The 22,056-nt window shown below is 72.4% G+C and carries 20 protein-coding genes; 2 read left to right on the forward strand and 18 right to left on the reverse strand.

Translation table 11 applies throughout. From position 1 onward, the window contains the following. Window positions 1–111: 111 nt before the first annotated feature. Together ACIGW4_RS25615 and fmt are read right to left on the reverse strand one after the other, a co-directional pair. The gene (locus ACIGW4_RS25615) at window positions 112–1,524 is read right to left on the reverse strand and encodes an RsmB/NOP family class I SAM-dependent RNA methyltransferase (protein WP_398712913.1); all 1,413 of its coding nucleotides are present in this window, start codon (window positions 1,522–1,524) and stop codon (window positions 112–114) included. Between the two features lie 70 nt (window positions 1,525–1,594). After that, on the reverse strand, window positions 1,595–2,527 hold the full coding sequence (gene fmt, locus ACIGW4_RS25620) for a methionyl-tRNA formyltransferase (protein ID WP_123450318.1): 933 nt from the start codon (window positions 2,525–2,527) through the stop codon (window positions 1,595–1,597). A 229-nt stretch (window positions 2,528–2,756) separates the two neighbouring features. On the opposite strand from fmt, the gene ACIGW4_RS25625 reads away from it, so the two are divergent. Then, window positions 2,757–3,275, forward strand: coding sequence for a hypothetical protein (locus ACIGW4_RS25625; protein ID WP_123450320.1), 519 nt, complete (start codon window positions 2,757–2,759; stop codon window positions 3,273–3,275). A gap of 244 nt (window positions 3,276–3,519) precedes the next feature. On the opposite strand, the gene ACIGW4_RS25630 is transcribed toward ACIGW4_RS25625, so the two are convergent. From ACIGW4_RS25630 to pyrR, 14 genes are all read right to left on the reverse strand, one after another. After that, window positions 3,520–5,649 carry a primosomal protein N' gene (locus ACIGW4_RS25630; protein ID WP_399583023.1) on the reverse strand — a complete coding sequence of 710 codons (2,130 nt, stop codon included), beginning with the start codon at window positions 5,647–5,649 and terminating at the stop codon, window positions 3,520–3,522. Between the two features lie 94 nt (window positions 5,650–5,743). After that, window positions 5,744–6,952 carry a methionine adenosyltransferase gene (gene metK / locus ACIGW4_RS25635; protein ID WP_123450324.1) on the reverse strand — a complete coding sequence of 403 codons (1,209 nt, stop codon included), beginning with the start codon at window positions 6,950–6,952 and terminating at the stop codon, window positions 5,744–5,746. Between the two features lie 278 nt (window positions 6,953–7,230). After that, entirely contained in the window at window positions 7,231–8,442 is a 1,212-nt protein-coding gene (coaBC, locus tag ACIGW4_RS25640) for a bifunctional phosphopantothenoylcysteine decarboxylase/phosphopantothenate--cysteine ligase CoaBC (RefSeq protein ID WP_185094486.1), read from the reverse strand. Window positions 8,443–8,553: 111 nt separating this feature from the next. Beyond that, a complete protein-coding gene (rpoZ, locus tag ACIGW4_RS25645; protein WP_005319902.1) occupies window positions 8,554–8,826 on the reverse strand; it encodes a DNA-directed RNA polymerase subunit omega in 273 nt (90 codons plus the stop codon). Between the two features lie 28 nt (window positions 8,827–8,854). Then, the gene (gene gmk, locus ACIGW4_RS25650) at window positions 8,855–9,418 is read right to left on the reverse strand and encodes a guanylate kinase (protein ID WP_123450327.1); all 564 of its coding nucleotides are present in this window, start codon (window positions 9,416–9,418) and stop codon (window positions 8,855–8,857) included. A 73-nt stretch (window positions 9,419–9,491) separates the two neighbouring features. After that, on the reverse strand, window positions 9,492–9,815 hold the full coding sequence (locus ACIGW4_RS25655; RefSeq protein WP_030693098.1) for an integration host factor: 324 nt from the start codon (window positions 9,813–9,815) through the stop codon (window positions 9,492–9,494). A 297-nt stretch (window positions 9,816–10,112) separates the two neighbouring features. Beyond that, window positions 10,113–10,949 carry an orotidine-5'-phosphate decarboxylase gene (pyrF, locus tag ACIGW4_RS25660; RefSeq protein ID WP_123450329.1) on the reverse strand — a complete coding sequence of 279 codons (837 nt, stop codon included), beginning with the start codon at window positions 10,947–10,949 and terminating at the stop codon, window positions 10,113–10,115. Then, the gene (locus tag ACIGW4_RS25665) at window positions 10,946–12,055 is read right to left on the reverse strand and encodes a quinone-dependent dihydroorotate dehydrogenase (protein ID WP_123450331.1); all 1,110 of its coding nucleotides are present in this window, start codon (window positions 12,053–12,055) and stop codon (window positions 10,946–10,948) included. Before ACIGW4_RS25665 ends, pyrF begins: the two co-directional genes overlap by 4 nt. A 73-nt stretch (window positions 12,056–12,128) precedes the next feature. Beyond that, window positions 12,129–15,437, reverse strand: coding sequence for a carbamoyl-phosphate synthase large subunit (gene carB, locus ACIGW4_RS25670; protein WP_398714128.1), 3,309 nt, complete (start codon window positions 15,435–15,437; stop codon window positions 12,129–12,131). After that, window positions 15,430–16,572, reverse strand: a complete 1,143-nt coding sequence (gene carA, locus ACIGW4_RS25675) for a glutamine-hydrolyzing carbamoyl-phosphate synthase small subunit (protein WP_123450335.1) — start codon at window positions 16,570–16,572, stop codon at window positions 15,430–15,432. The genes carB and carA overlap by 8 nt, the downstream gene beginning before the upstream one ends. Then, window positions 16,569–17,150, reverse strand: coding sequence for a hypothetical protein (locus tag ACIGW4_RS25680; protein WP_123450337.1), 582 nt, complete (start codon window positions 17,148–17,150; stop codon window positions 16,569–16,571). Before ACIGW4_RS25680 ends, carA begins: the two co-directional genes overlap by 4 nt. Next, window positions 17,147–18,433 (reverse strand): dihydroorotase, encoded by a 1,287-nt coding sequence (locus tag ACIGW4_RS25685; protein ID WP_123450339.1) that lies wholly within the window; start codon window positions 18,431–18,433, stop codon window positions 17,147–17,149. The genes ACIGW4_RS25680 and ACIGW4_RS25685 overlap by 4 nt, the downstream gene beginning before the upstream one ends. 2 nt (window positions 18,434–18,435) lie before the next feature. Next, complete coding sequence (locus ACIGW4_RS25690) at window positions 18,436–19,416, reverse strand: aspartate carbamoyltransferase catalytic subunit (RefSeq protein ID WP_123450341.1); 981 nt, start codon at window positions 19,414–19,416, stop codon at window positions 18,436–18,438. A gap of 83 nt (window positions 19,417–19,499) precedes the next feature. After that, complete coding sequence (gene pyrR, locus ACIGW4_RS25695; protein ID WP_123450343.1) at window positions 19,500–20,063, reverse strand: bifunctional pyr operon transcriptional regulator/uracil phosphoribosyltransferase PyrR; 564 nt, start codon at window positions 20,061–20,063, stop codon at window positions 19,500–19,502. A 246-nt stretch (window positions 20,064–20,309) separates the two neighbouring features. Between pyrR and bldD the strand changes: the two genes are divergently transcribed. Next, a complete protein-coding gene (gene bldD, locus ACIGW4_RS25700) occupies window positions 20,310–20,810 on the forward strand; it encodes a transcriptional regulator BldD (protein ID WP_015032294.1) in 501 nt (166 codons plus the stop codon). Window positions 20,811–21,018: 208 nt separating this feature from the next. On the opposite strand, the gene nusB is transcribed toward bldD, so the two are convergent. Both nusB and efp read right to left on the reverse strand, forming a co-directional pair. After that, a complete protein-coding gene (gene nusB / locus ACIGW4_RS25705) occupies window positions 21,019–21,456 on the reverse strand; it encodes a transcription antitermination factor NusB (protein ID WP_359590881.1) in 438 nt (145 codons plus the stop codon). Window positions 21,457–21,458: 2 nt separating this feature from the next. Then, entirely contained in the window at window positions 21,459–22,025 is a 567-nt protein-coding gene (efp, locus tag ACIGW4_RS25710) for an elongation factor P (protein ID WP_123450347.1), read from the reverse strand. Window positions 22,026–22,056 lie beyond the last annotated feature (31 nt).

Below are 22,056 nucleotides of genomic sequence, written 5' to 3' on the forward strand. Positions count from 1 at the left end.
TGAGCGGTTTCGGATCCGGTCCAGACCGGTTTCGGTACGAAGCGACGAGTCCGGGACCCGTACAGACCGGGAGATTGCGGTCGGGCGATCGAACGGCCGGACGGCCGGGACTCAGGCGGTCCGGCGCAGCAGCGCCAGGTACATGGCGTCCGTACCGTGCAGATGCGGCCACAGCTGGACGTCCGGGCCGTCGCCGAGGTCCGGGACGCCGGGCAGCAGCGGGCGGGCGTCGATCAGCTCGGCGCCGCCCACCTTCTTGAGGACGTCGTCGACGACCACCCGGGTCTCGGCGAGGTGCGGCGAGCAGGTCGCGTACCCCACCACGCCCCCGACGCGGACGGCGCCGAGCGCCTCGGTGAGCAGGGCGCGCTGGAGCGGGGCGAAGGCGTCCAGGTCCTCGGGGCGGCGGCGCCAGCGGGCCTCGGGGCGGCGGCGCAGGGCGCCGAGGCCGGAGCACGGCACGTCCATGAGGACCCGGTCGAAGGAGCCGGGGCGCCACGGCGGGCGGGTGCCGTCGGCGGCGATCACCCGGTACGGTCCGGGGTTGCCGGCCAGGGCGCGCTCGACCAGGCGGGCGCGGTGCGGCTGCTTCTCGGAGGCGAGCAGGAAGGCGCCGCGCTCGGCCGCGAGGGCGCCGAGCAGCGCGGCCTTGCCGCCGGGGCCGGCGCAGCCGTCGAGCCAGCGGGTGTCGCCGCCCTCCAGGGGAGCGTTCGCGAGGGCGATCGCGACGAGCTGGCTGCCCTCGTCCTGGACGCCGGCCCGGCCCTCCTTGACCGCCTCGATGGCGCCGGGCTCGCCGCCCTCGGCCATCCGCAGGGCGTACGGCGACCAGCGGCCGGGCTCGGTCTCGGCCGTGGCGGCCAGCTCCTCGACGGTGACCCGGCCGGGCCGGGCGACGAGGGTGACCTCGGGCCGCTCGTTGTCGGCCTCGAGGAGGCGCTCGATCCCGGCGCGGCCGCCGCCCAGGGAGTCCCACAGCGCGGAGACCACCCAGCGGGGGTGCGAGTGGACGACGGCGAGGTGGTCCTCGGCGTCCTCGTCGTACGGCGGGGCGACCTGCTCCACCCAGGCGTCCAGGTCCTGCTGCGCGATCTTCCGCAGGACGGCGTTCACGAACTTGGCGCGTCCGTCGCCGAGCACCACCCGGGCCAGCTCGACGCTGGCGGAGACGGCGGCGTGGGTCGGGATCCGGGTGCCCAGGAGCTGGTGGGCGCCGAGCGAGAGGACGTCGAGCACGGGCGGGTCGACCTCGCGCAGCGGCCGGTCGACGCAGGCCGCGATGATCGCGTCGTACGTGCCCTGGCGGCGCAGCGTCCCGTAGACGAGCTCGGTCGCGAGCGCCGCGTCCCGCCCGTCGAAGTCGCCCTTCTCCCGGGCCTTCCTGAGGAGCGGCGGCAGCACCAGGTTCGCGTAGGCGTCCCGCTCGTCCACCGCCCTCAGCGCCTCGAAGGCGAGCATCCGGACGGGGTCCTTCTGGGGCCGCCGGTGGGGCTTGTGGGGACGGCGACGTGCCTGCTCGCTCAAAGGTGCTCCGCGTGACGAAATGAGGGGTCGAACGCTCCCAGCCTACGTCGCCCGCGGAGCCGCCCGCGCCCTACGCCCCGAGCCGCTCGCCGGGGGCGATCCGGACTCCCCGGGCCCAGTCGGCGGCCTTCATGGGCTTCTTGCCCTGGGGCTGGACCCAGAGCAGTTCCACGGCGTACGAGCCGGTGCCCGCGTACACGTTGTTCTTGCCGACGACGAGCTCGCCCGGGGCGAGGTCGGTGCGGTCCGGGAGGGGGGCGACCTGGATCAGCTTGAGGCGCTCGCCGCGGAAGACGGTCCAGGCGCCGGGGGCCGGGGTGCAGCCGCGGACCACGCGGTCGACCCGGAGCGCGGGGGCGGCGAAGTCGACGTGGGCGTCCTCGACCTGGATCTTCGGCGCGAGGGTGACGCCCTCGACCGGCTGCGGGACGGCCTGGAGCGTGCCGTCCTCGATGCCGTCCATGGTCGCGGCGAGCAGTCCGGCGCCCGCGAAGGCGAGGCGGGTGAGCAGGTCGCCGCTGGTGTCGGTCGGGCGGATGTCCTCGGTGACGACGCCGTAGACCGGCCCGGAGTCCAGGCCCTCCTCGATGAGGAAGGTGGAGGCGCCCGTCACCTGGTCGCCGGCCATCAGGGAGTGCTGGACGGGCGCCGCGCCCCGCCAGGCGGGCAGCAGCGAGAAGTGCAGGTTGACCCAGCCGCGGGCGGGGATGTCGAGCGCGACCTTGGGCAGCAGCGCGCCGTACGCGACGACCGGGCAGCAGTCCGGCGCGATCTCCCGCAACCGGGCGAGGAACTCCTCGTCGCGCGGCCTGGCCGGCTTCAGGACCTCGATGCCCGCCTCCTCGGCCCGCTGGGCGACCGGGCTGGCGACGAGCCGCCGGCCGCGCCCCGCCGGGGCGTCCGGCCGGGTGACCACGGCGGCCACCTCGTGCCGCCCGGAGGCGAGCAGGGCGTCCAGGGCGGGAACGGCGACCTCGGGGGTGCCTGCGAAGACGAGCTTCATGGGTGGCGACTGCCTGTCTCTCCGGGGGCGTTGTGGGCAGCGCACCAGTCTAGGCGGCCGAGACGGAGGGGGCGTACGGGAGGACGAGCGCCCCGCGCATATGCGTGTACGCCCCCGCAGCGTGACCCAACTCCCGGTGGCGCGTTGGTCAAGAGAGATTGACCGAATCGGGCCGCTGTTCCCCCTCCGCGGCCCGCCCCCTTCACACGCCGGTTCGAGAGGCTTTCACATGGCCGACCACGCAACCCACGACGCCCAAGCCCGGGCAAGTCTGCATCTGTTGGTGCGGGACATCGAGCGGGTCCGGCGGCAGGTGGACGCACTGCGCACGCTCACGGCCCAGCTGGGCAATGTCTACCGTCCTCGCCGCTCCGGCCCGTCCACGGGCTTCGTCGTCTACGGGCGCGCGCCCGCCCCGACCGTCCGCCTCGCCCAGGAGCTGCGGGACAGCGTCGAGACCCTGGTGACCGCGGCGGTCGACTTCGACCGCTCGCTCGGGTTCTCCTGGGACGCGGTGGGTTCCGCGCTCGGGGTCACCAAGCAGGCCGTCCACCGCCGCTACGGCGCCCGGCGCACGCCCCAGCCGGGTGCGGCCGTGGACCAGGACCACGCGGCGGAGCCGGGCGTGGCCCGCGCGCTCCCCTCGGTCCCCGCCGCCCGTTCGATGCCGCCGCAGCCCACCTCGGGCAGCTCCGCCCTCCGCGAGGACCCGCGCCCGTCGGCCTTCCCCGGCCCGCGCAACGCCTGACCGCCGAACACCGCACGGCCGCCCGCCCCACCGGGGACGGGCGGCCGTGGCGTTTCCGGGGGACGCCTTCCGGCTCCGGGCGCCGCCCCTCCGGTCTCCGGGGCGTCGTCCCGTCGGCTCCAGGGCCCCGTCCTGCCGACTTCGGGGCGCCGTCCCGCCGACTTCGGGGCGCCGTCCCGCCGGCCTTCAGGGCATCGTCCCGCCGGCTTCGGGCGCTGCCCCTCCGGTCTCCAGGAGCGCCCCGTCAGCCGATGTCCGGCGGGTCCACGCGGATCCGCACCGGATCCCCGCCGCCCCGCGCGAGGCGCCCGGCCCGCGCCTGTTTGAGCGCGGTCGCGAGGGCCGCCCCGCTGCCCGGCCGGACCCGGACCAGGGCCCGGTCCCACTGCTCGCCCGGTGGCGGGTCGCCCGGCCTGCGGGGCCCGCCGGGGCGGACGACGGGCAGCGGCACGGGCCCGAGGACCTCGGCGTCGGCGGGGAGCCCGGCCGCCGCGAGGAAGTCCTCGACGGCCTCCGGCGGCCCCGTCACGGCGGCCATCCGGGAGACCGGGGGGAAGCCCAGCTCGGCCCGCTCGGCCAGCTCCCGTCGGGCGTGCCCGGCCGGGTCCCAGCGGACGAGCGCCTGGACGGGCCGGAGGGTCGGCTCGGCGACCACGACGACGGTGCCGCCCTCGGCCTGGCCGCGGACCAGCGCGGCCGCGTCGATCCAGCGGCGCAGCGCCTCCTCGCCCGCGCGCAGGTCGGGCCGGCCGAGCATGGCCCAGCCGTCGAGGAGCAGCGCGGCCGCGTAGCCGCCCTCGGCGACGGGCTCGGCTCCGGGGGTGGAGACGACGAGCGCGGGGCGTCCGGGCACGCTGTCCAGGACGTGGTCGCGTCCGGAGGTCCGTACGGGGACGGCGGGGAACGCCCGGCCGAGCTCCTCCGCGGTCCGCCGGGCCCCGACCACCTGGGCCCGCAGCCGGGTCGAGCCGCACTCCGCGCAGTGCCAGTCGGGGGCGCCGCGGCCGCACCAGCCGCACCGCAGCTCCTGCTGCTCGGGGGCCTCCAGGGGTCCCGCGCAGTGCCCGCAGCGGGCGGGTGTGCGGCAGCGCTCGCAGGCCAGCCTCGGCACGTACCCCCGGCGGGGGACCTGGACGAGCACCGGCCCGCTCTTGAGGCCCTCCCGGACCACCTGCCAGGCGAGCGTGGGCAGCCGGGCGGCCCGCGCGGCCTCGTCGCGGGCGAGGTCGGTGTCGCCGACGGTCCGCACGAGCGGCGCGGCGATCCGCACCTGGTCCCGGCCGGCCACGAGGGGCTGGGCCCAGCCGGACTCGACGAGCTGCGCGGCCTCGACGGTGCAGCTGGTGGAGCCGAGCAGGAAGGCGCACCGGTCGTGGGCGGCGCGCAGCAGCAGCACCTCGCGGGCGTGGGGCTGGGGGGCGTGCGGTTCGCTGTGGCTGCCGTCGCCGTCGTCCCAGATGACGACGAGGCCGAGGTCCCGCACGGGCGCGAACATGGCGGCCCGGGTGCCCACGACGGCCCGCACGGCGCCGCGCCGGACGGCGAGCCACCGCGCGTACCGCTTCTCGGGGCCCGCCTCGGCGGTGAGCAGCGCGTGCCGCCCCTCCCCCAGGACCTCGGTCAGCGCCGCGTCGACCCGGCCGGCGGCCCGCCCGTCGGGGACGACGACGAGTGCGCCCCGCCCGGAGGCGAGGGTGGCGGCGACGGCGCGGGCGATCTCCTGGGCCCAGTACGGTCCCGGCAGCGCGTTCCACACGGCGCGGGGCGCCCCGCCGCGCGCGAGGGAGTCCAGGAACGCCGACCCGCGCTCGTACCGCGTCCAGCTCCCCGGCTCCGGCGCCCTCGGCGGCGGCAGCGGCGCGGGCGAGGGCCGGCCCTCCGCCTTGGCGCTGCGCGGCGGCACGGCGAGCTGGAGCACGTCGGCGAGACTGCCCGCGTACCGGTCGGCGACGGCGCGGGCGAGGCCGAGCAGCCCGGGTCCGAGCACCGGCTCGGGCGAGACGACGTCGGCGAGCGCGGCCAGCGGCCCGGAGTAGTCCGAGGTGGCCCGCCGCTCGACGAGGAACCCGTCGATGAGCCGCCCGCCCTCGCGCCGCCCGTTCTTGACCTGGTGGGCCCCCGCCCCGAACCGCACCCGCACCCGCACCCCGGGCCGGGCGGCCTCGTCCAGCTCCTCGGGGACCGCGTAGTCGAAGAACTGGTCGAGGTGGAGCGCCCCCTTGTTCACCACGACCCGCGCGACCGGCAGCTCCTTGGCCAGCGCGGCCCCCCGCCAGGTCCGCGGCTTGGCCCGCGGCACCTTCGCCTTCCGGACGGTCTCCCGGATGAGCGCGAGCTGCTCGTGCTCCTCGGACTTCTCGTTCTCGCTGCTCACAGCCCCATACCTACCAGACCCCACCGACAGCCGGGGACGGCCGGAGCCCGGCACCCCCACGGGGTACCGGGCTCCGGTCGCGTACTGCCTGGGACTACAGGCCGGCGGCCTTCCTCAGGGCGTCCACGCGGTCGGTGCGCTCCCAGGTGAAGTCCGGCAGCTCGCGGCCGAAGTGGCCGTAGGCGGCGGTCTGGGAGTAGATCGGGCGGAGCAGGTCGAGGTCGCGGATGATCGCGGCCGGGCGGAGGTCGAAGACCTCGCCGATGGCGTTCTCGATCTTCTCGGTCTCGACGGTGTTGGTGCCGAAGGTCTCGACGAAGAGGCCGACGGGCTCGGCCTTGCCGATGGCGTAGGCGACCTGGACCTCGCAGCGCGAGGCGAGGCCCGCGGCGACGACGTTCTTGGCGACCCAGCGCATGGCGTAGGCGGCCGAGCGGTCGACCTTGGACGGGTCCTTGCCGGAGAAGGCGCCGCCGCCGTGGCGGGCCATGCCGCCGTAGGTGTCGATGATGATCTTGCGGCCGGTGAGGCCGGCGTCGCCCATCGGGCCGCCGATCTCGAAGCGGCCGGTCGGGTTCACGAGCAGGCGGTAGCCGTCGGTGTCGAGCTTGATGCCGTCCTCGACGAGCTGCTTGAGGACGTGCTCGACGACGAACTCGCGGATGTCGGGCGCGAGCAGCGACTCGAGGTCGATGTCCGAGGCGTGCTGCGAGGAGACGACGACCGTGTCGAGGCGGACGGCCTTGTCGCCGTCGTACTCGATGGTGACCTGGGTCTTGCCGTCGGGGCGCAGGTACGGGATGGTCCCGTTCTTGCGGACCTCGGTGAGGCGGCGGGAGAGGCGGTGCGCCAGGTGGATCGGCAGCGGCATCAGCTCGGGGGTCTCGTCCGACGCGTAGCCGAACATCAGGCCCTGGTCGCCGGCGCCCTGCTTGTCGAGCTCGTCCTCGTCGCCCTCGACCCGCTTCTCGTACGCGGTGTCCACGCCCTGGGCGATGTCCGGGGACTGGGATCCGATGGACACCGACACGCCGCAGGAGGCGCCGTCGAAGCCCTTCTTCGAGGAGTCGTAACCGATCTCGAGGATCTTGTTCCGGACGAGGGTCGGGATGTCCGCCCACGCCTTGGTGGTCACCTCACCGGCGACGTGCACCAGACCGGTGGTGATCAGCGTCTCGACGGCGACGCGCGAGGTGGGGTCCTCGCGCAGCAGTGCGTCGAGAATGGTGTCGCTGATCTGGTCAGCGATCTTGTCGGGGTGGCCCTCGGTGACGGACTCCGAGGTGAACAGACGACGGGACACAACGCTCCCTGGGGTTGCAGCGGCTGCTGGCTACTCGTGACGCGGACCGGCAGGGGGCTGCGCCCCGCGACGTTCCACGAACAGTCTATCGGTCGTGGTCGTGCAATGGACCAGGTGTCTCGCCTGGCGAATGCCGGTGGGCGGGCGGAACCGGTCTCCGGCAAGGCAGACCTGCCCATCCGGGTGGGGCGCGAATCACTCGTCAGGCGGTGTTTCGCGCCTTCCTGGAGGCCGGTTCACGCCCCCCTGCGCGGCGTCGCGGAGGCGGCGGGGATGTGTCAGGTCGCGGGGCGCAGCCGCGGCAGGACGAGGTCCCAGACCGTTTCGGCGAGCGCTTCCTTCGGGCCGTACGGCACGGGGGTCTCGGCGCCGTCCGAGGCGAGGACGACGGCCTCGTTCTCCTCGGAGCCGAAGGTCTTCCGCTCCCCGACCTCGTTGACGACGAGGAGGTCGCAGCCCTTCCGGGCGAGCTTGGCGCGTCCGTTGGCGAGGACGTCGTCGGTCTCGGCGGCGAAACCGACGACCACCTGGCCGGGCAGGGCGCGGTCGGCGGACAGCTCGGCGAGGATGTCGGGGTTGCGGACGAGTTCGATCGTGGGCGCGCCCCCGTCGTCCGTCTTCTTGATCTTCCCCGGCGCGTAGACGGCCGGGCGGAAGTCGGCGACGGCGGCGGCCATCACGACCGCGTCGGCGTCGGCGGCGGCCTTGAGGACGGCCTCGCGGAGCTGGACGGCGGTGCCGACGTGGACCACGTCGACTCCGGCGGGGTCGGCGATCCCGGTGTTCGCCTCGACGAGGGTGACCCGGGCGCCGCGGGCGGCGGCGGCCTTGGCGAGGGCGTAGCCCTGCTTCCCGGAGGAGCGGTTGCCCAGGTAGCGGACGGGGTCGAGGGGCTCGCGGGTGCCGCCCGCGCTGACCACGACGTGGCGTCCGGCGAGGTCGGGGGCGGCGGTGCCGCGGGCGAGGATCCGGCGGCAGACCTCGAAGATCTCCCCCGGTTCGGGGAGCCGGCCCTTGCCGGTGTCGACGCCGGTGAGGCGGCCGACGGCCGGCTCGATGACGACGGCGCCGCGGCGGCGCAGGGTGGCCACGTTCTCCTGGGTCGCCGGGTGCTCCCACATCTCGGTGTGCATGGCGGGGGCGAAGACGACCGGACAGCGCGCGGTGAGCAGCGTGTTGGTGAGCAGGTCGTCCGCGAGGCCGTGGGCGGCCTTGGCGAGCATGTCGGCGGTGGCGGGGGCGACGACGACGAGGTCGGCGGCCTGGCCGATCCGCACGTGCGGGACCTCGTGGACGCTCTCCCACACCTCGGTGGAGACCGGGTTGCCGGAGAGCGCGGACCAGGTGGCGGCGCCGACGAAGTGGAGGGCGGAGTCGGTGGGCACGACGCGCACGTCGTGGCCCGACTCGGTCAGTCGGCGCAGCAGCTCGCACGCCTTGTAGGCGGCGATGCCGCCGCTCACGCCCAGGACGACCTTCGGCTCGGCCACCACGCTCACTGTTGCTCCCCGCACTCGGATGCGTACGACTCCATGAGACACCACAGGCCCGGCGGATGTTCCGCCGGGCCTGTGGTGACAAGCGTTACAAGCGCCGCGTGCTTACTGTGCGGGGCCCTCGATGGCCTCGGACGTCAGCAGACCCGCGTTGATCTCGCGCAGGGCGATCGAGAGCGGCTTCTCGTGGACGTGGGTGTCGACGAGCGGACCCACGTACTCCAGCAGGCCCTCGCCGAGCTGGGAGTAGTACGCGTTGATCTGCCGCGCGCGCTTGGCCGCGTAGATCACGAGGCTGTACTTCGAGTCCGTGGCCTCGAGCAGCTCGTCGATCGGCGGGTTGATGATGCCCTCGGGCGCGGTGATGGAAGAGGACACGCTCTACCTTCCGAAGATGGAAAAAAGATCAGACAACGTGCATCAACGTTAGCAGCTCGCGCGCGACGTCCTCGACGGAGGTGTTGACGAGGGTGGTGTCGAATTCCGACTCGGCGGCCAGTTCGACCTTCGCGGCCTGCAGCCGGCGCTCGATGACCTCGGGGGACTCGGTGCCGCGGCCGGTGAGCCGGCGGACCAGCTCCTCCCAGCTCGGCGGGGCGAGGAAGACCAGCTGGGACTCCTCCATGGAGTCCTTCACCTGGCGGGCGCCCTGGAGGTCGATCTCCAGGAGCACGGGCTCGCCCGCGTCGAGGCGCTCCAGGACGGCGCCACGGGGGGTGCCGTAGCGGTTGCCCGCGAACTCGGCCCACTCGAGGAGCTCACCGTTGGCGATCAGCTTGTCGAACTCGTCGTCCGCGACGAAGAAGTAGTGGACGCCGTGCTTCTCGCCGGGGCGGGGCTTCCGAGTCGTCGCCGACACCGAGAGCCAGACCTCGGGGTGGACCTTGCGCATATGAGCGACGACCGTGCTCTTGCCGACCCCTGAGGGGCCGGAGAGCACGGTCAACCGCGGACGTACCTCTGCTGCCATGCAGCGATTATTCCAGCTTTACCGGCATGCCCGGGACGCATGTCCCGGATCGGAGGCCGGGCCGGCCACCGGATCAGGCGCCGGTGCTGCCGAACTCGCGCTCCAGGGAGGCGATCTGGTTGGAGCCGAGACCACGGACGCGACGGCTCTCGGAGATGCCGAGGCGCTCCATGATCTGCTTGGCGCGGACCTTGCCGACGCCGGGGAGCGACTCGAGCAGCGCGGAGACCTTCATCTTGCCGATGACGTCGTTCTCCTGGCCGCTCTTGATGACCTCGTGGAGGGAGGCGCCGGAGTGCTTGAGTCGATTCTTGACCTCGGCCCGCTCCCGGCGAGCCGCGGCGGCCTTTTCGAGCGCGGCTGCGCGCTGTTCAGGGGTAAGGGGCGGAAGAGCCACGCCTACGTCACCTCGGATGTCGATCTGTCGGATACGGACCGGTGAGGAACCTGGACGCCCCACACCAGTGGAGCAACGATCAACGGAGTGACCGTTGAACGCCTGCTCTGCCCCGGAGACTAGCGGCCAAGGCCGCTCCAGTCAGCGAGAACAGCGGAAAAGTCCTGGTCAGCATCGACCGACCAGGACTTTTCCGGCATATCGACCCGGTTTTGGGCCAAGATTTCGTCAAGTGGTGAGACGGCTCACCTTCGAGCGGCCCCGCCCCTCCCACCTGCGGATTGTCCGGGAGACGCGTCAGCCGGCGACGGCCGCGCGGATCTCGTCCGCGTAGCGGTGCGCCGAGTCCCGCAGGGCGGCCACGTCCGGACCGTTGCGCAGGACCCCGCGGCTGACGTTCGGGACGACGTTGCCGACCGCCGCGCCGAAGACGGCCGGGAGGTCGGCGGGGGTCGCGCCCTGGGCGCCGATGCCGGGGGCGAGGAGCGGCCCGTTGATGTCCAGGTCGAAGGAGGACAGGTCGCCGAGGGTGGCGCCGACGACCGCGCCGAAGGAGCCCATCGGGGTCTCCCCCGCGTTCTCCTCGGCGAGGTGGGCGAGCATGGTCGCGCCGATGGTGCGGCCATCCTCGCGGACCGCCCGCTGGACCTCGGCGCCCTCCGGGTTGGAGGTGAGGGCCAGCACGAAGAGGCCGGCGCCGGACTCCCGGGCCAGGTCGACGGCGGGCTTCAGGGCGCCGTAGCCGAGGTACGGGGAGACCGTCAGCGCGTCGGAGAAGAGCGGGGAGTCCTTGCGCAGGAAGGTCTCCGCGTAGGCGGCCATGGTGGAGCCGATGTCGCCGCGCTTGGCGTCCATGACGACCAGGCCGCCGGCCGCGCGCAGATCGGCGGTGGCGCGCTCCAGGACCGCGATGCCGCGCGAGCCGAAGCGCTCGAAGAAGGCGGACTGCGGCTTGAAGACGGCCACGGTCTCGGCGAGGGCCTCGACGACGGTGAAGGTGAAGCGCTCCAGGCCGGCGATGTCGTCGGTCAGGCCCCAGGAGTCGAGCAGGGCGGCGTGCGGGTCGATGCCGACGCAGAGCGGGCCGCGCTCGTCCATGGCGGAGCGCAGGCGGGTGCCGAAGGAGAGAGTCACGAGGCGGCCTTTCGGTTGTCGGCGCCGACGGCCTCGGCGAGGGTGGCGTACGGGGAGGCCGCAAGGCGCGCCGCGAGGCCCTTGTGGATCGCGCGGGCGTAGAAGGGGCCCTCGTAGACGAAGGCGCTGTAGCCCTGGACGAGGGTGGCGCCGGCGAGGATGCGCTGCCAGGCGTCCTCGGCGTTCTCGATGCCGCCGACGCCCACCAGGACCAGGCGGTCGCCCACGCGCGCGTGGAGGCGGCGCAGGACGGCCAGGGAGCGCTCCTTGACGGGCGCGCCGGACAGGCCGCCTGTCTCCTTGATCAGCGCGGGGTCGGACTTCAGGCCGAGGCCCTCGCGCGCGATGGTGGTGTTGGTGGCGATGATGCCGTCGAGGCCGAGCTCCAGGGCGAGGTCGGCGACCGCGTCGACGTCCTCGTCGGCCAGGTCGGGGGCGATCTTGACGAGGAGGGGGACCCGGCGGTCGGTGACCGTGCGGTCGGCGGCCTCGCGGACGGCGGTGAGCAGCGGGCGCAGGGACTCGGTGGCCTGGAGGTTGCGCAGCCCGGGGGTGTTCGGGGAGGAGACGTTGACGACGAGGTAGTCGGCGTGGGCGGCGAGGCGCTCGGTGGACTTCACGTAGTCGGCGGCGGCCTCGGCCTCGGGGACGACCTTGGTCTTACCGATGTTGACGCCGACGACCGTCTTGAAGACGGGGTTGCGGGCGGCGAGGCGGGCGGCGACGGCGGCGGAGCCCTCGTTGTTGAAGCCCATGCGGTTGATCAGGGCGCGGTCCGGGACGAGCCGGAAGAGGCGCTTCTTGGGGTTGCCGGGCTGGGCCTCGCCGGTGACGGTGCCGATCTCTACGTGGTCGAAGCCGAGCATCGACATGCCGTCGATGGCGACGGCGTTCTTGTCGAAGCCGGCGGCGAGCCCGAAGGGGCCGTGCATCCGCAGGCCGAGGGCCTCGGTGCGCAGCTCCTTGTACCGGGGCGCGAGGACGGCGGCGACGAAGGTGCGGAGCACCGGGACACGGGCGGCGAGGCGGATCCAGCGGAAGGCCGTGTAGTGGGCCTGCTCGGGGTCCATCCGCTTGAAGACCAGGTTGAAGAAGAACTTGTACATGGGGTGTCGCTCCAGGTCATGACGAGGGGGACACCGCATGTCCTGCCGGTGTCCCCCTCCTCGTACGGGCTTGCTAGTCGCGGGCCGCGATCAGGTGCTCCGCGTGCTCCTGGAGCGAGCGGACGCCCACGTCGCCGCGGTTCAGCGCGTCGATGCCCTGGACGGCCGCGGCGAGCGCCTGGACCGTGGTGAGGCAGGGGACGCTGCGCGCCACCGCGGCCGTACGGATCTCGTAGCCGTCGAGGCGGCCGCCGGTGCCGTACGGGGTGTTGACGATCAGGTCGACCTGGCCGTCGTGGATGAGCTGGACGATGGTCTTCTCGCCGTCGGGGCCCTCGCCCTCGCTGAGCTTGCGGACGACCGTGGCGTTGATGCCGTTCCGCTTGAGGACCTCGGCGGTGCCGGAGGTGGCGAGGAGTTCGAAGCCGTGGGCGACGAGCTCGCGGGCCGGGAAGATCATCGAGCGCTTGTCGCGGTTGGCGACCGAGATGAACGCGCGGCCCTTGGTGGGCAGCGGGCCGTAGGCGCCGGCCTGCGACTTGGCGTAGGCCGTGCCGAAGACCGCGTCGATGCCCATGACCTCGCCGGTGGAGCGCATCTCCGGGCCGAGGACGGTGTCGACGCCGCGGCCGTGCACGTCGCGGAAGCGCGACCACGGCATCACGGCCTCCTTGACGGAGATCGGCGCGTCGAGCGGCAGGGTGCCGCCGTCGCCGTTCTTCGGCAGCAGGCCCTCGGCGCGCAGCTCGGCGATGGTGGCGCCGAGCGAGATGCGGGCGGCGGCCTTCGCGAGCGGCACGGCGGTCGCCTTCGAGGTGAAGGGGACGGTCCGGGAGGCGCGCGGGTTGGCCTCCAGGACGTAGAGGATGTCGCCGGCCATGGCGAACTGGATGTTGATCAGGCCGCGGACGCCGACGCCCTTGGCGATGGCCTCGGTGGAGGCCCGCAGGCGCTTGATGTCGAAGCCGCCGAGGGTGATCGGGGGCAGGGCGCAGGCCGAGTCGCCGGAGTGGATGCCGGCCTCCTCGATGTGCTCCATGACGCCGCCGAGGTAGAGCTCCTCGCCGTCGTAGAGCGCGTCGACGTCGATCTCGATGGCGTCGTCGAGGAAGCGGTCGACCAGGACCGGCCGGGTGGGGCTGATCTCGGTGGACTCGGCGATGTACGACTCCAGGCGGGCCTCGTCGTACACGATCTCCATGCCGCGGCCGCCGAGCACGTACGAGGGGCGTACGAGGACGGGGTAGCCGATCTCGTCGGCGATGGCCTTGGCGCCGGCGAAGGTGGTCGCGGTGCCGTGCTTCGGCGCGGGGAGCCCGGCCTCGGCGAGGACGCGGCCGAAGGCGCCGCGGTCCTCGGCGGCGTGGATGGCCTCCGGGGAGGTGCCGACGACCGGCACGCCGTTGTCCTTGAGCGCCTGCGACAGGCCCAGCGGGGTCTGGCCGCCGAGCTGGACGACGACACCGGCGACGGGGCCGGCGAGGGTCTCGGCGTGGACGATCTCCAGCACGTCTTCCAGCGTCAGCGGCTCGAAGTACAGGCGGTCGGAGGTGTCGTAGTCCGTCGAGACGGTCTCCGGGTTGCAGTTGACCATCACGGTCTCGTAGCCGGCGTCGCTCAGGGCGAAGGAGGCGTGGACGCAGGAGTAGTCGAACTCGATGCCCTGGCCGATGCGGTTCGGGCCGGAGCCCAGGATGATCACCGCGGGCTTCTCGCGCGGGGCGACCTCGGTCTCCTCGTCGTAGGACGAGTAGAAGTACGGGGTCTTGGCGGCGAACTCGGCGGCGCAGGTGTCGACCGTCTTGTAGACCGGGCGGACGCCGAGGGCGTGCCGGACCTCGCGGACGACGTCCTCGCGCAGGCCGCGGATCTCGGCGATCTGGGCGTCGGAGAAGCCGTGGCGCTTGGCCTCGGCGAGCAGCTCGGGGCCGAGCTTCTCGGCGGCGGCCAGGTCGTCGGCGATCTCCTTGATCAGGAAGAGCTGGTCGACGAACCAGGGGTCGATCTTCGTGGCGTCGAAGACCTCCTGCGGGGTGGCGCCGGCGCGGATGGCCTGCATGACCGTGTTGATGCGGCCGTCGGTCGGGCGGACCGACTCGCGGAGCAGTTCGGCCTTGTCGCCGGGCTCGCCGGTGAAGGTGAACTGCGAGCCCTTCTTCTCCAGGGAGCGCAGGGCCTTCTGGAGGGCCTCGGTGAAGTTGCGGCCGATGGCCATGGCCTCGCCGACGGACTTCATGGTGGTGGTGAGGGTGGAGTCGGCCTGCGGGAACTTCTCGAAGGCGAAGCGCGGGGCCTTGACGACGACGTAGTCGAGCGTGGGCTCGAAGGACGCCGGGGTCTTCTCCGTGATGTCGTTCGGGATCTCGTCCAGCGTGTAGCCGACGGCGAGACGGGCCGCGATCTTGGCGATCGGGAAGCCGGTCGCCTTGGAGGCGAGCGCCGAGGAGCGGGAGACGCGCGGGTTCATCTCGATGACGATGATCCGGCCGTCGTCCGGGTTGACCGCGAACTGGATGTTGCAGCCGCCGGTGTCGACGCCGACCTCGCGGATGATCGCGATGCCGATGTCGCGCAGGCGCTGGTACTCGCGGTCGGTGAGCGTCATCGCCGGGGCGACGGTGATCGAGTCGCCGGTGTGGACGCCCATGGGGTCGAAGTTCTCGATGGAGCAGACGACCACGACGTTGTCGTTCTTGTCGCGCATGAGCTCCAGCTCGTACTCCTTCCAGCCGAGGATGGACTCCTCCAGGAGCACCTCGGTGGTCGGGGAGAGCGTCAGGCCCTGGCCGGCGATGCGGCGCAGCTCCTCCTCGTCGTGGGCGAAGCCGGAGCCGGCGCCGCCCATGGTGAAGGAGGGGCGGACGACGACGGGGTAGCCGCCGAGCGTCTCGACGCCCTTGAGGACGTCGTCCATGGAGTGGCAGATGACGGAGCGGGCGGACTCGCCGTATCCGATCTTGGCCTTGACGGCCTCGACGACGCCCTTGAAGAGGTCGCGGTCCTCGCCCTTGTGGATGGCCTCGACGTTGGCGCCGATGAGCTCGACGCCGTACTTCTCGAGGACGCCCTGCTCGTGCATGGAGATCGCGGTGTTGAGCGCGGTCTGGCCGCCGAGGGTGGGCAGGAGGGCGTCGGGGCGCTCCTTGGCGATGATCTTCTCGACGAACTCGGGGGTGATCGGCTCGACGTAGGTGGCGTCGGCGATCTCCGGGTCGGTCATGATCGTGGCCGGGTTGGAGTTGACCAGGATCACCCGCAGGCCCTCGGCCTTGAGGATGCGGCAGGCCTGGGTGCCGGAGTAGTCGAACTCTGCGGCCTGGCCGATGACGATCGGGCCGGAGCCGATGACCAGGACGGACTGGATATCGGTGCGCTTAGGCACGCTCGGCCTCCATGAGGGTCACGAAGCGGTCGAAGAGGTACGCGGCGTCGTGCGGGCCCGCGGCCGCCTCGGGGTGGTACTGGACGGAGAAGGCGGGCTGGTCGAGCAGCTGGAGGCCTTCCACGACGTTGTCGTTCAGGCAGACGTGGGAGACCTCGACCCGTCCGTAGGGGGTCTCGGAGACCTCGTCGAGGGGCGCGTCGACGGCGAAGCCGTGGTTGTGCGCGGTGACCTCGACCTTGCCGGTGGTGCGGTCCTGGACCGGCTGGTTGATGCCGCGGTGGCCGTACTTCAGCTTGTAGGTGCCGAAGCCGAGGGCACGGCCGAGGATCTGGTTGCCGAAGCAGATGCCGAAGAGCGGCGTCTTGCGCTCCAGGACGGCCTGCATGACGGAGACGGGTCCGTCGGCGGTGGCCGGGTCGCCCGGGCCGTTGGAGAAGAACACGCCGTCGGGCTGGACGGCGTAGATGTCCTCGGCGGTGGCGGTGGCGGGCAGGACGTGGACCTCGATGCCGCGTTCGGCCATCCGGTGCGGGGTCATGCCCTTGATGCCGAGGTCGACGGCGGCGACGGTGAACTTCTTCTCGCCGATCGCGGGGACGACGTACGTCTCCTGGGTGGCGACCTCGGCGGAGAGGTTCGCGCCCTTCATCTCGGGCTGCCGGCGGACCTCGGCGAGCATGGTGCCCTCGTCGGGGAGCGCGTTGCCGGAGAAGATGCCGACGCGCATGGCGCCGCTCTCGCGCAGGTGGCGGGTGAGGGCGCGGGTGTCGATGCCCTGGATGCCGACGACGCCCTGGTCGCGCAGCTCCTCGTCCAGCGAGCGCCGGGAGCGCCAGTTGGACGAGACGCGGGCGGGGTCGCGGACGACGTAGCCGGAGACCCAGATGCGGCCGGACTCGGGGTCCTCGTCGTTGACGCCGGTGTTGCCGACGTGGGGGGCGGTCATGACCACGACCTGCCGGTGGTACGACGGGTCGGTGAGGGTCTCCTGGTAGCCGGTCATGCCGGTGGAGAACACGGCCTCGCCGAAGGTCTCCCCCACGGCCCCGTAGGCGCGGCCGCGGAAGATGCGGCCGTCCTCCAGGACGAGTACGGCGGGAACCTTGGCGGCTCCCCTGGTGGAGGTCGTCATCGTGCGATGCCTTCCGTCGTGGTGGATACGGCGTTCATGGAGTTGAGGGCCTCGACCCAGGCGGTGTGCTCGGCCGCCCGGTCGGAGCGGAAGCCGGAGTCGAGCTGCTTGCCGCCGTGCTCCCAGGTGATGATCAGGAGCCCGCCCTCGGGGAGGACCTTGCCGGCGATGCCCTTGTCGAGGCGGGCGCCGCGCAGGGCGGCGGCCGGTACGAAGAAGTCGTTCGCTCCGGGGCGGACGACCTCGATCCCGGCGTCGGTGAGCGTGAGCTCGACGCGGCTGCGGGTGCCGAGGCCGTGGGCGACGATCCGGTCGAGCCACTGCCCGGCGGTCGTGGACCCGTGGTAGCGCCCGCTGAGAGTCAGTGTGGCCTCACCGGGCGCCGGGGGCGCGGTGGGAAGCCCGGGCAGGTCCGACTGGAGGCTGCCTCGCCACTTCCATCCCTGGCGCATCAGCCAGTACACGAAGGCGACGAAGAGGAGCAGTCCGGCGACCCAGCCGAGCCGCCCGGCCCAGTCGGTCACCTCCGCCGATTTCTGTTCGGCAGCCTCTGCGGCGATTGCGATGAGTGGTGTCACGCCAGCTTCCCGTCCACGACCGTTGCCCGGCCCCGCAGGAAGGTGTGGGTGACGCGTCCCGGCAGCTCGCGGCCCTCGTAGGGGGTGTTGCGGCTGCGGGAGGCGAAGTCCGCGGGGTCCACGACACCACGGTAAGCCGGATCGACCAGCGTCAGGTTCGCGGGCTCACCTGCCGAGACGGGGCGTCCGTGGCCCTTGGCCCGTCCGATGCGGGCGGGCGCGAAGGACATCCGGTCGGCGACGCCGGCCCAGTCGAGGAGGCCGGTCTCGACCATCGTCTGCTGGACGACGGAGAGGGCGGTCTCCAGGCCGACCATGCCCATGGCGGCCGCGGCCCACTCGCAGTCCTTGTCCTCGTGCGGGTGCGGGGCGTGGTCGGTGGCGACGATGTCGATCGTGCCGTCGGCCAGCGCCTCGCGCAGGGCGAGGACGTCCTTCTCGGTGCGCAGCGGCGGGTTGACCTTGTAGACCGGGTTGTACGAGCGGACCAGCTCGTCCGTGAGGAGGAGGTGGTGCGGGGTGACCTCGGCGGTGACGTCGATGCCGCGGGACTTGGCCCAGCGGACGATCTCGACGGAGCCGGCGGTGGAGAGGTGGCAGATGTGGACGCGGGAGCCGACGTGCTCGGCGAGGAGGACGTCGCGGGCGATGATCGACTCCTCGGCGACGGCGGGCCAGCCGCCGAGGCCGAGCTCGGCGGAGACGACGCCCTCGTTCATCTGGGCGCCCTCGGTGAGGCGGGGCTCCTGGGCGTGCTGGGCGACGACGCCGCCGAAGGCCTTCACGTACTCCAGGGCGCGGCGCATGATGACGGCGTCGTCGACGCACTTGCCGTCGTCGGAGAAGACCGTGACGCCGGCGGCGGAGTCGTGCATGGCGCCGAGCTCGGCGAGCTTCTTGCCCTCCAGGCCGACGGTGACGGCGCCGATGGGCTGGACGTCGCAGTAGCCGGACTCCTTGCCGAGGCGGTAGACCTGCTCGACGACGCCGGCGGTGTCGGCGACCGGGTGGGTGTTGGCCATGGCGAAGACGGCGGTGTAGCCGCCGGAGGCGGCGGCGCGGGTGCCGGTGAGGACGGTCTCGGAGTCCTCGCGGCCGGGCTCGCGCAGGTGGGTGTGGAGGTCGACCAGACCGGGCAGCAGGATCAGTCCGTCGGCCTCGATCACGGTCGCGCCCTCGGCGGAGAGCCCGGTGCCGACCTCGGCGATGGTGTCGTTGTCGATGAGGACGTCCTGGACGTCGCCGCCGAGGACCTTCGCACCGCGGATAAGGGTCTTGCTCATGGTCACTTGCTCTCCTCGGTACGGGCGGGGGTGGTGGCGGACTCGTTGCCGCCCAGAAGCAGGTAGAGGACGGCCATCCGGACGGAGACGCCGTTGGCGACCTGCTCGACGACCGTGCAGCGGTCGGAGTCGGCGACCTCGGCGGTGATCTCCATGCCGCGGACCATGGGGCCGGGGTGCATGACGATGGCGTGCTCGGGCATCTTCGCCATCCGCTCGCCGTCGAGCCCGTAGCGGCGCGAGTACTCGCGCTCGGTCGGGAAGAAGGCGGCGTTCATCCGCTCGCGCTGCACACGCAGCATCATCACCGCGTCGGACTTCGGCAGCACGCCGTCGAGGTCGTACGAGACGTCGCAGGGCCAGGTCTCGACGCCGACGGGGACCAGGGTGGGCGGGGCCACCAGGGTGACCTCGGCGCCGAGGGTGTGGAGCAGGTCGACGTTGGAGCGGGCGACCCGGCTGTGCAGGACGTCGCCCACGAGGGTGATGCGCTTGCCGGCGAGGTCCTGGCCGAGGCCGGCGTCGCGGCCGACGAGGCGGCGGCGCATGGTGAAGGCGTCGAGGAGGGCCTGGGTGGGGTGCTGGTGGGTGCCGTCGCCGGCGTTGATGACGGGGGCGTCGATCCAGCCGGAGGTGGCGAGCCGGTACGGGGCGCCGGAGGCGCCGTGCCGGATGACGACCGCGTCGACGCCCATGGCCTCCAGGGTCTGCGCGGTGTCCTTGAGGGACTCGCCCTTGGAGACGCTGGAGCCCTTGGCCGCGAAGTTGATCACGTCGGCGGAGAGGCGCTTCTCGGCGGCCTCGAAGGAGATCCGGGTGCGGGTGGAGTCCTCGAAGAAGAGGTTGCAGACGGTCCGGCCGCGCAGGGTCGGCAGCTTCTTGATGGGCCGGTCGGCCACCCGGGCCATCTCCTCGGCGGTGTCGAGGATCTGGACGGCGTCGTCGCGGGTGAGGTCGGCGGCCGAGATGAGGTGACGCATCATCGGGGTTTCGCTCCGTGGTGGGAGGGTGAGGGCATGCGGGTGCGCAGGGCTGTGCCCCGGCCCCGTCTGGGGTGCCGGTCCGGTTAGGAGGCGGGCTTGCTGCCGAGCAGGACGGTGTCGCGACCGTCTTCCTCGGCGAGCTGGACCTTGACCGTCTCCCTCAGCGACGTGGGGAGGTTCTTTCCGACGTAGTCGGCGCGGATCGGAAGTTCGCGGTGGCCGCGGTCGACGAGGACCGCGAGCTGGACGGCGCGCGGGCGGCCGATGTCGCCGAGGGCGTCGAGGGCGGCGCGGATGGTGCGGCCGGAGAAGAGGACGTCGTCGACGAGGACGACGAGGCGGCCGTCGACGCCGTCACCGGGGATCTCGGTGCGGCCGATGGCGCGGGCGGGCTTCATCCGCAGGTCGTCCCGGTACATGGTGATGTCGAGGGAACCGACCGGGATCTTGGTGCCGGTGATCGATTCGAGCTTCTCGGCGAGCCGGCGGGCGAGGAAGACGCCGCGGGTGGGGATGCCGAGGAGGACCACGTCGTCGGCGCCCTTGGCGCGCTCGACGATCTCGTGGGCGATGCGGGTCAGGACCCGCGCGATGTCGGGGCCTTCGAGAACGGGCCGTGCGTCGTCGCCGTACTGCTGGGTGTCCATGGAAAACGGACCTCCTTCTCCGCCTCACGGGACGGCTCTTAAAGGACGTCGGATTTGCGCCGTTCACTCTACCAGGGGTAGGCGCCCCGTTTCTCGTGCACCCCTGCCGCCCCTCCGGGCGCCGTCCCTCGGGAGGGGGCGGTACGGACCATTCGGCTTGACGGGTGGGTGTAACGCTGCGTAACCTCACAGTGAGTTACCAGCCGCGCGGCGCAGCCGCATGTCGTCACAGCGTCCGGGAGCGTTATGTCCAGCGAATACGCAAAGCAGCTCGGGGCCAAACTCCGCGCCATCCGCACCCAGCAGGGTCTCTCCCTCCACGGGGTGGAGGAGAAGTCCCAGGGCCGCTGGAAGGCGGTCGTGGTCGGCTCGTACGAGCGCGGGGACCGCGCGGTGACCGTGCAGCGTCTTGCCGAGCTGGCGGACTTCTACGGGGTGCCGGTGCAGGAGCTCCTGCCGGGCACGACCCCCGGCGGCGCCGCCGAGCCGCCGCCGAAGCTGGTCCTCGACCTGGAGCGGCTGGCCCACGTCCCGCAGGAGAAGGCGGGCCCGCTCCAGCGCTACGCGGCGACGATCCAGTCGCAGCGCGGCGACTACAACGGCAAGGTGCTGTCGATCCGCCAGGACGACCTGCGCACCCTCGCCGTGATCTACGACCAGTCCCCCTCGGTCCTCACCGAGCAGCTGATCAGCTGGGGCGTCCTGGACGCGGACGCGCGCCGCGCGGTCGCCCACGAGGAGAACTGAGCCCTTACCAGGCCGCAGCAGAAACGTACCGCCGGGCCCGTGGACGTCATCCGACGTCCACGGGCCCGGCGCTTTTCCCCGGAGATCCTTCCCGGAGGAGCCGGCCGTACGCGAAGAGCCGCGGACCGCACGCGAAGGGGCGCAGACGGTACGCGAAGGGGCCCGCAGCACCGAGAGTGCTGCGGGCCCCTTCGCGCGCCGTACGGGACTAGACGTCCGCGTCCCGGCGCAGGCGCGGCTTCAGGTCCTTGAAGCGTCCGAGCAGACCGTTGACGAAGGTCGGGGACTCGTCCGTGGAGAACTCCTTGGCGAGCTGCACCGCCTCGTCGATCGCGACCGCGTCGGGCGTCTCGTCCTCCCAGATCAGCTCGTACGCGCCGAGGCGCACGATGTTCCGGTCGGCGACGGGCATCCGGTCGAGGTCCCAGTCCACCGCGTAGGTCGCGATGAGCTCGTCGATCCGCGCCACGTGGGCCGCGTACCCCTCGACCAGCTGCATGGTGAAGTCGTTGACCGGCGGCTGCCGGTCGTCGGCCCGGTGGAGCCGGACCTGGTCGGCGAGGACCTCCTGCACGGAGGCGCCGCGCTGGTCGGCCTCGAACAGGATCTGGAAAGCCCGCCTACGGGCCTTGCTCCGAGCGGCCACGGTTAGCTGTTCACCCGGCCGAGGTAGCTGCTGTCGCGGGTGTCGACCTTGACCTTCTCACCGGTGGTGACGAAGAGCGGGACCTGGATCTCGTGGCCGGTCTCCAGGCGGGCGGGCTTGGTGCCGCCGGTGGAGCGGTCGCCCTGGACGCCCGGGTCGGTGTGCTCGATCGTCAGCTCGACGGCGGCCGGGAGCTCGACGTAGAGCACCTCGCCCTCGTGCTGCGCGACCTGGGCGGTGAAGCCCTCGATGAGGAAGTTGGCGGCGTCGCCGACGGCCTTGCGGTCGACCATCAGCTGGTCGTAGGTCTCCATGTCCATGAAGACGAAGTACTCGCCGTCCATGTAGGAGAACTGCATCTCGCGGCGGTCGATGGTGGCCGTCTCGACCTTCACACCGGCGTTGAAGGTCTTGTCGACGACCTTGCCGGACAGCACGTTCTTGAGCTTGGTGCGCACGAAGGCCGGGCCCTTGCCAGGCTTGACGTGCTGGAACTCGACGACGGACCAGAGCTGGCCGCCTTCGAGCTTGAGCACCATGCCGTTCTTGAGGTCGTTCGTGGAAGCCACGGTTGCGGAATCTCCTGGACTGACGTGGGAC

The sequence above is a fragment of the Streptomyces sp. NPDC053513 genome, from assembly GCF_044544765.1.
GTDB classification, from domain to species: Bacteria; Actinomycetota; Actinomycetes; order Streptomycetales; family Streptomycetaceae; genus Streptomyces; species Streptomyces litmocidini.

Bases quoted from the DNA above. Each gene is read 5' to 3' on its own strand.
- carA (WP_123450335.1), bottom strand. From the start codon at position 16,572: ATGACGACCTCCACCAGGGGAGCCGCCAAGGTTCCCGCCGTACTCGTC.
- fmt (WP_123450318.1), bottom strand. From the start codon at position 2,527: ATGAAGCTCGTCTTCGCAGGCACCCCCGAGGTCGCCGTTCCCGCCCTG.
- ACIGW4_RS25625 (WP_123450320.1), top strand. From the start codon at position 2,757: ATGGCCGACCACGCAACCCACGACGCCCAAGCCCGGGCAAGTCTGCAT.
- ACIGW4_RS25685 (WP_123450339.1), bottom strand. From the start codon at position 18,433: ATGAGCAAGACCCTTATCCGCGGTGCGAAGGTCCTCGGCGGCGACGTC.
- gmk (WP_123450327.1), bottom strand. From the start codon at position 9,418: ATGGCAGCAGAGGTACGTCCGCGGTTGACCGTGCTCTCCGGCCCCTCA.
- ACIGW4_RS25665 (WP_123450331.1), bottom strand. From the start codon at position 12,055: ATGTACAAGTTCTTCTTCAACCTGGTCTTCAAGCGGATGGACCCCGAG.
- pyrR (WP_123450343.1), bottom strand. From the start codon at position 20,063: ATGGACACCCAGCAGTACGGCGACGACGCACGGCCCGTTCTCGAAGGC.
- bldD (WP_015032294.1), top strand. From the start codon at position 20,310: ATGTCCAGCGAATACGCAAAGCAGCTCGGGGCCAAACTCCGCGCCATC.
- ACIGW4_RS25690 (WP_123450341.1), bottom strand. From the start codon at position 19,416: ATGATGCGTCACCTCATCTCGGCCGCCGACCTCACCCGCGACGACGCC.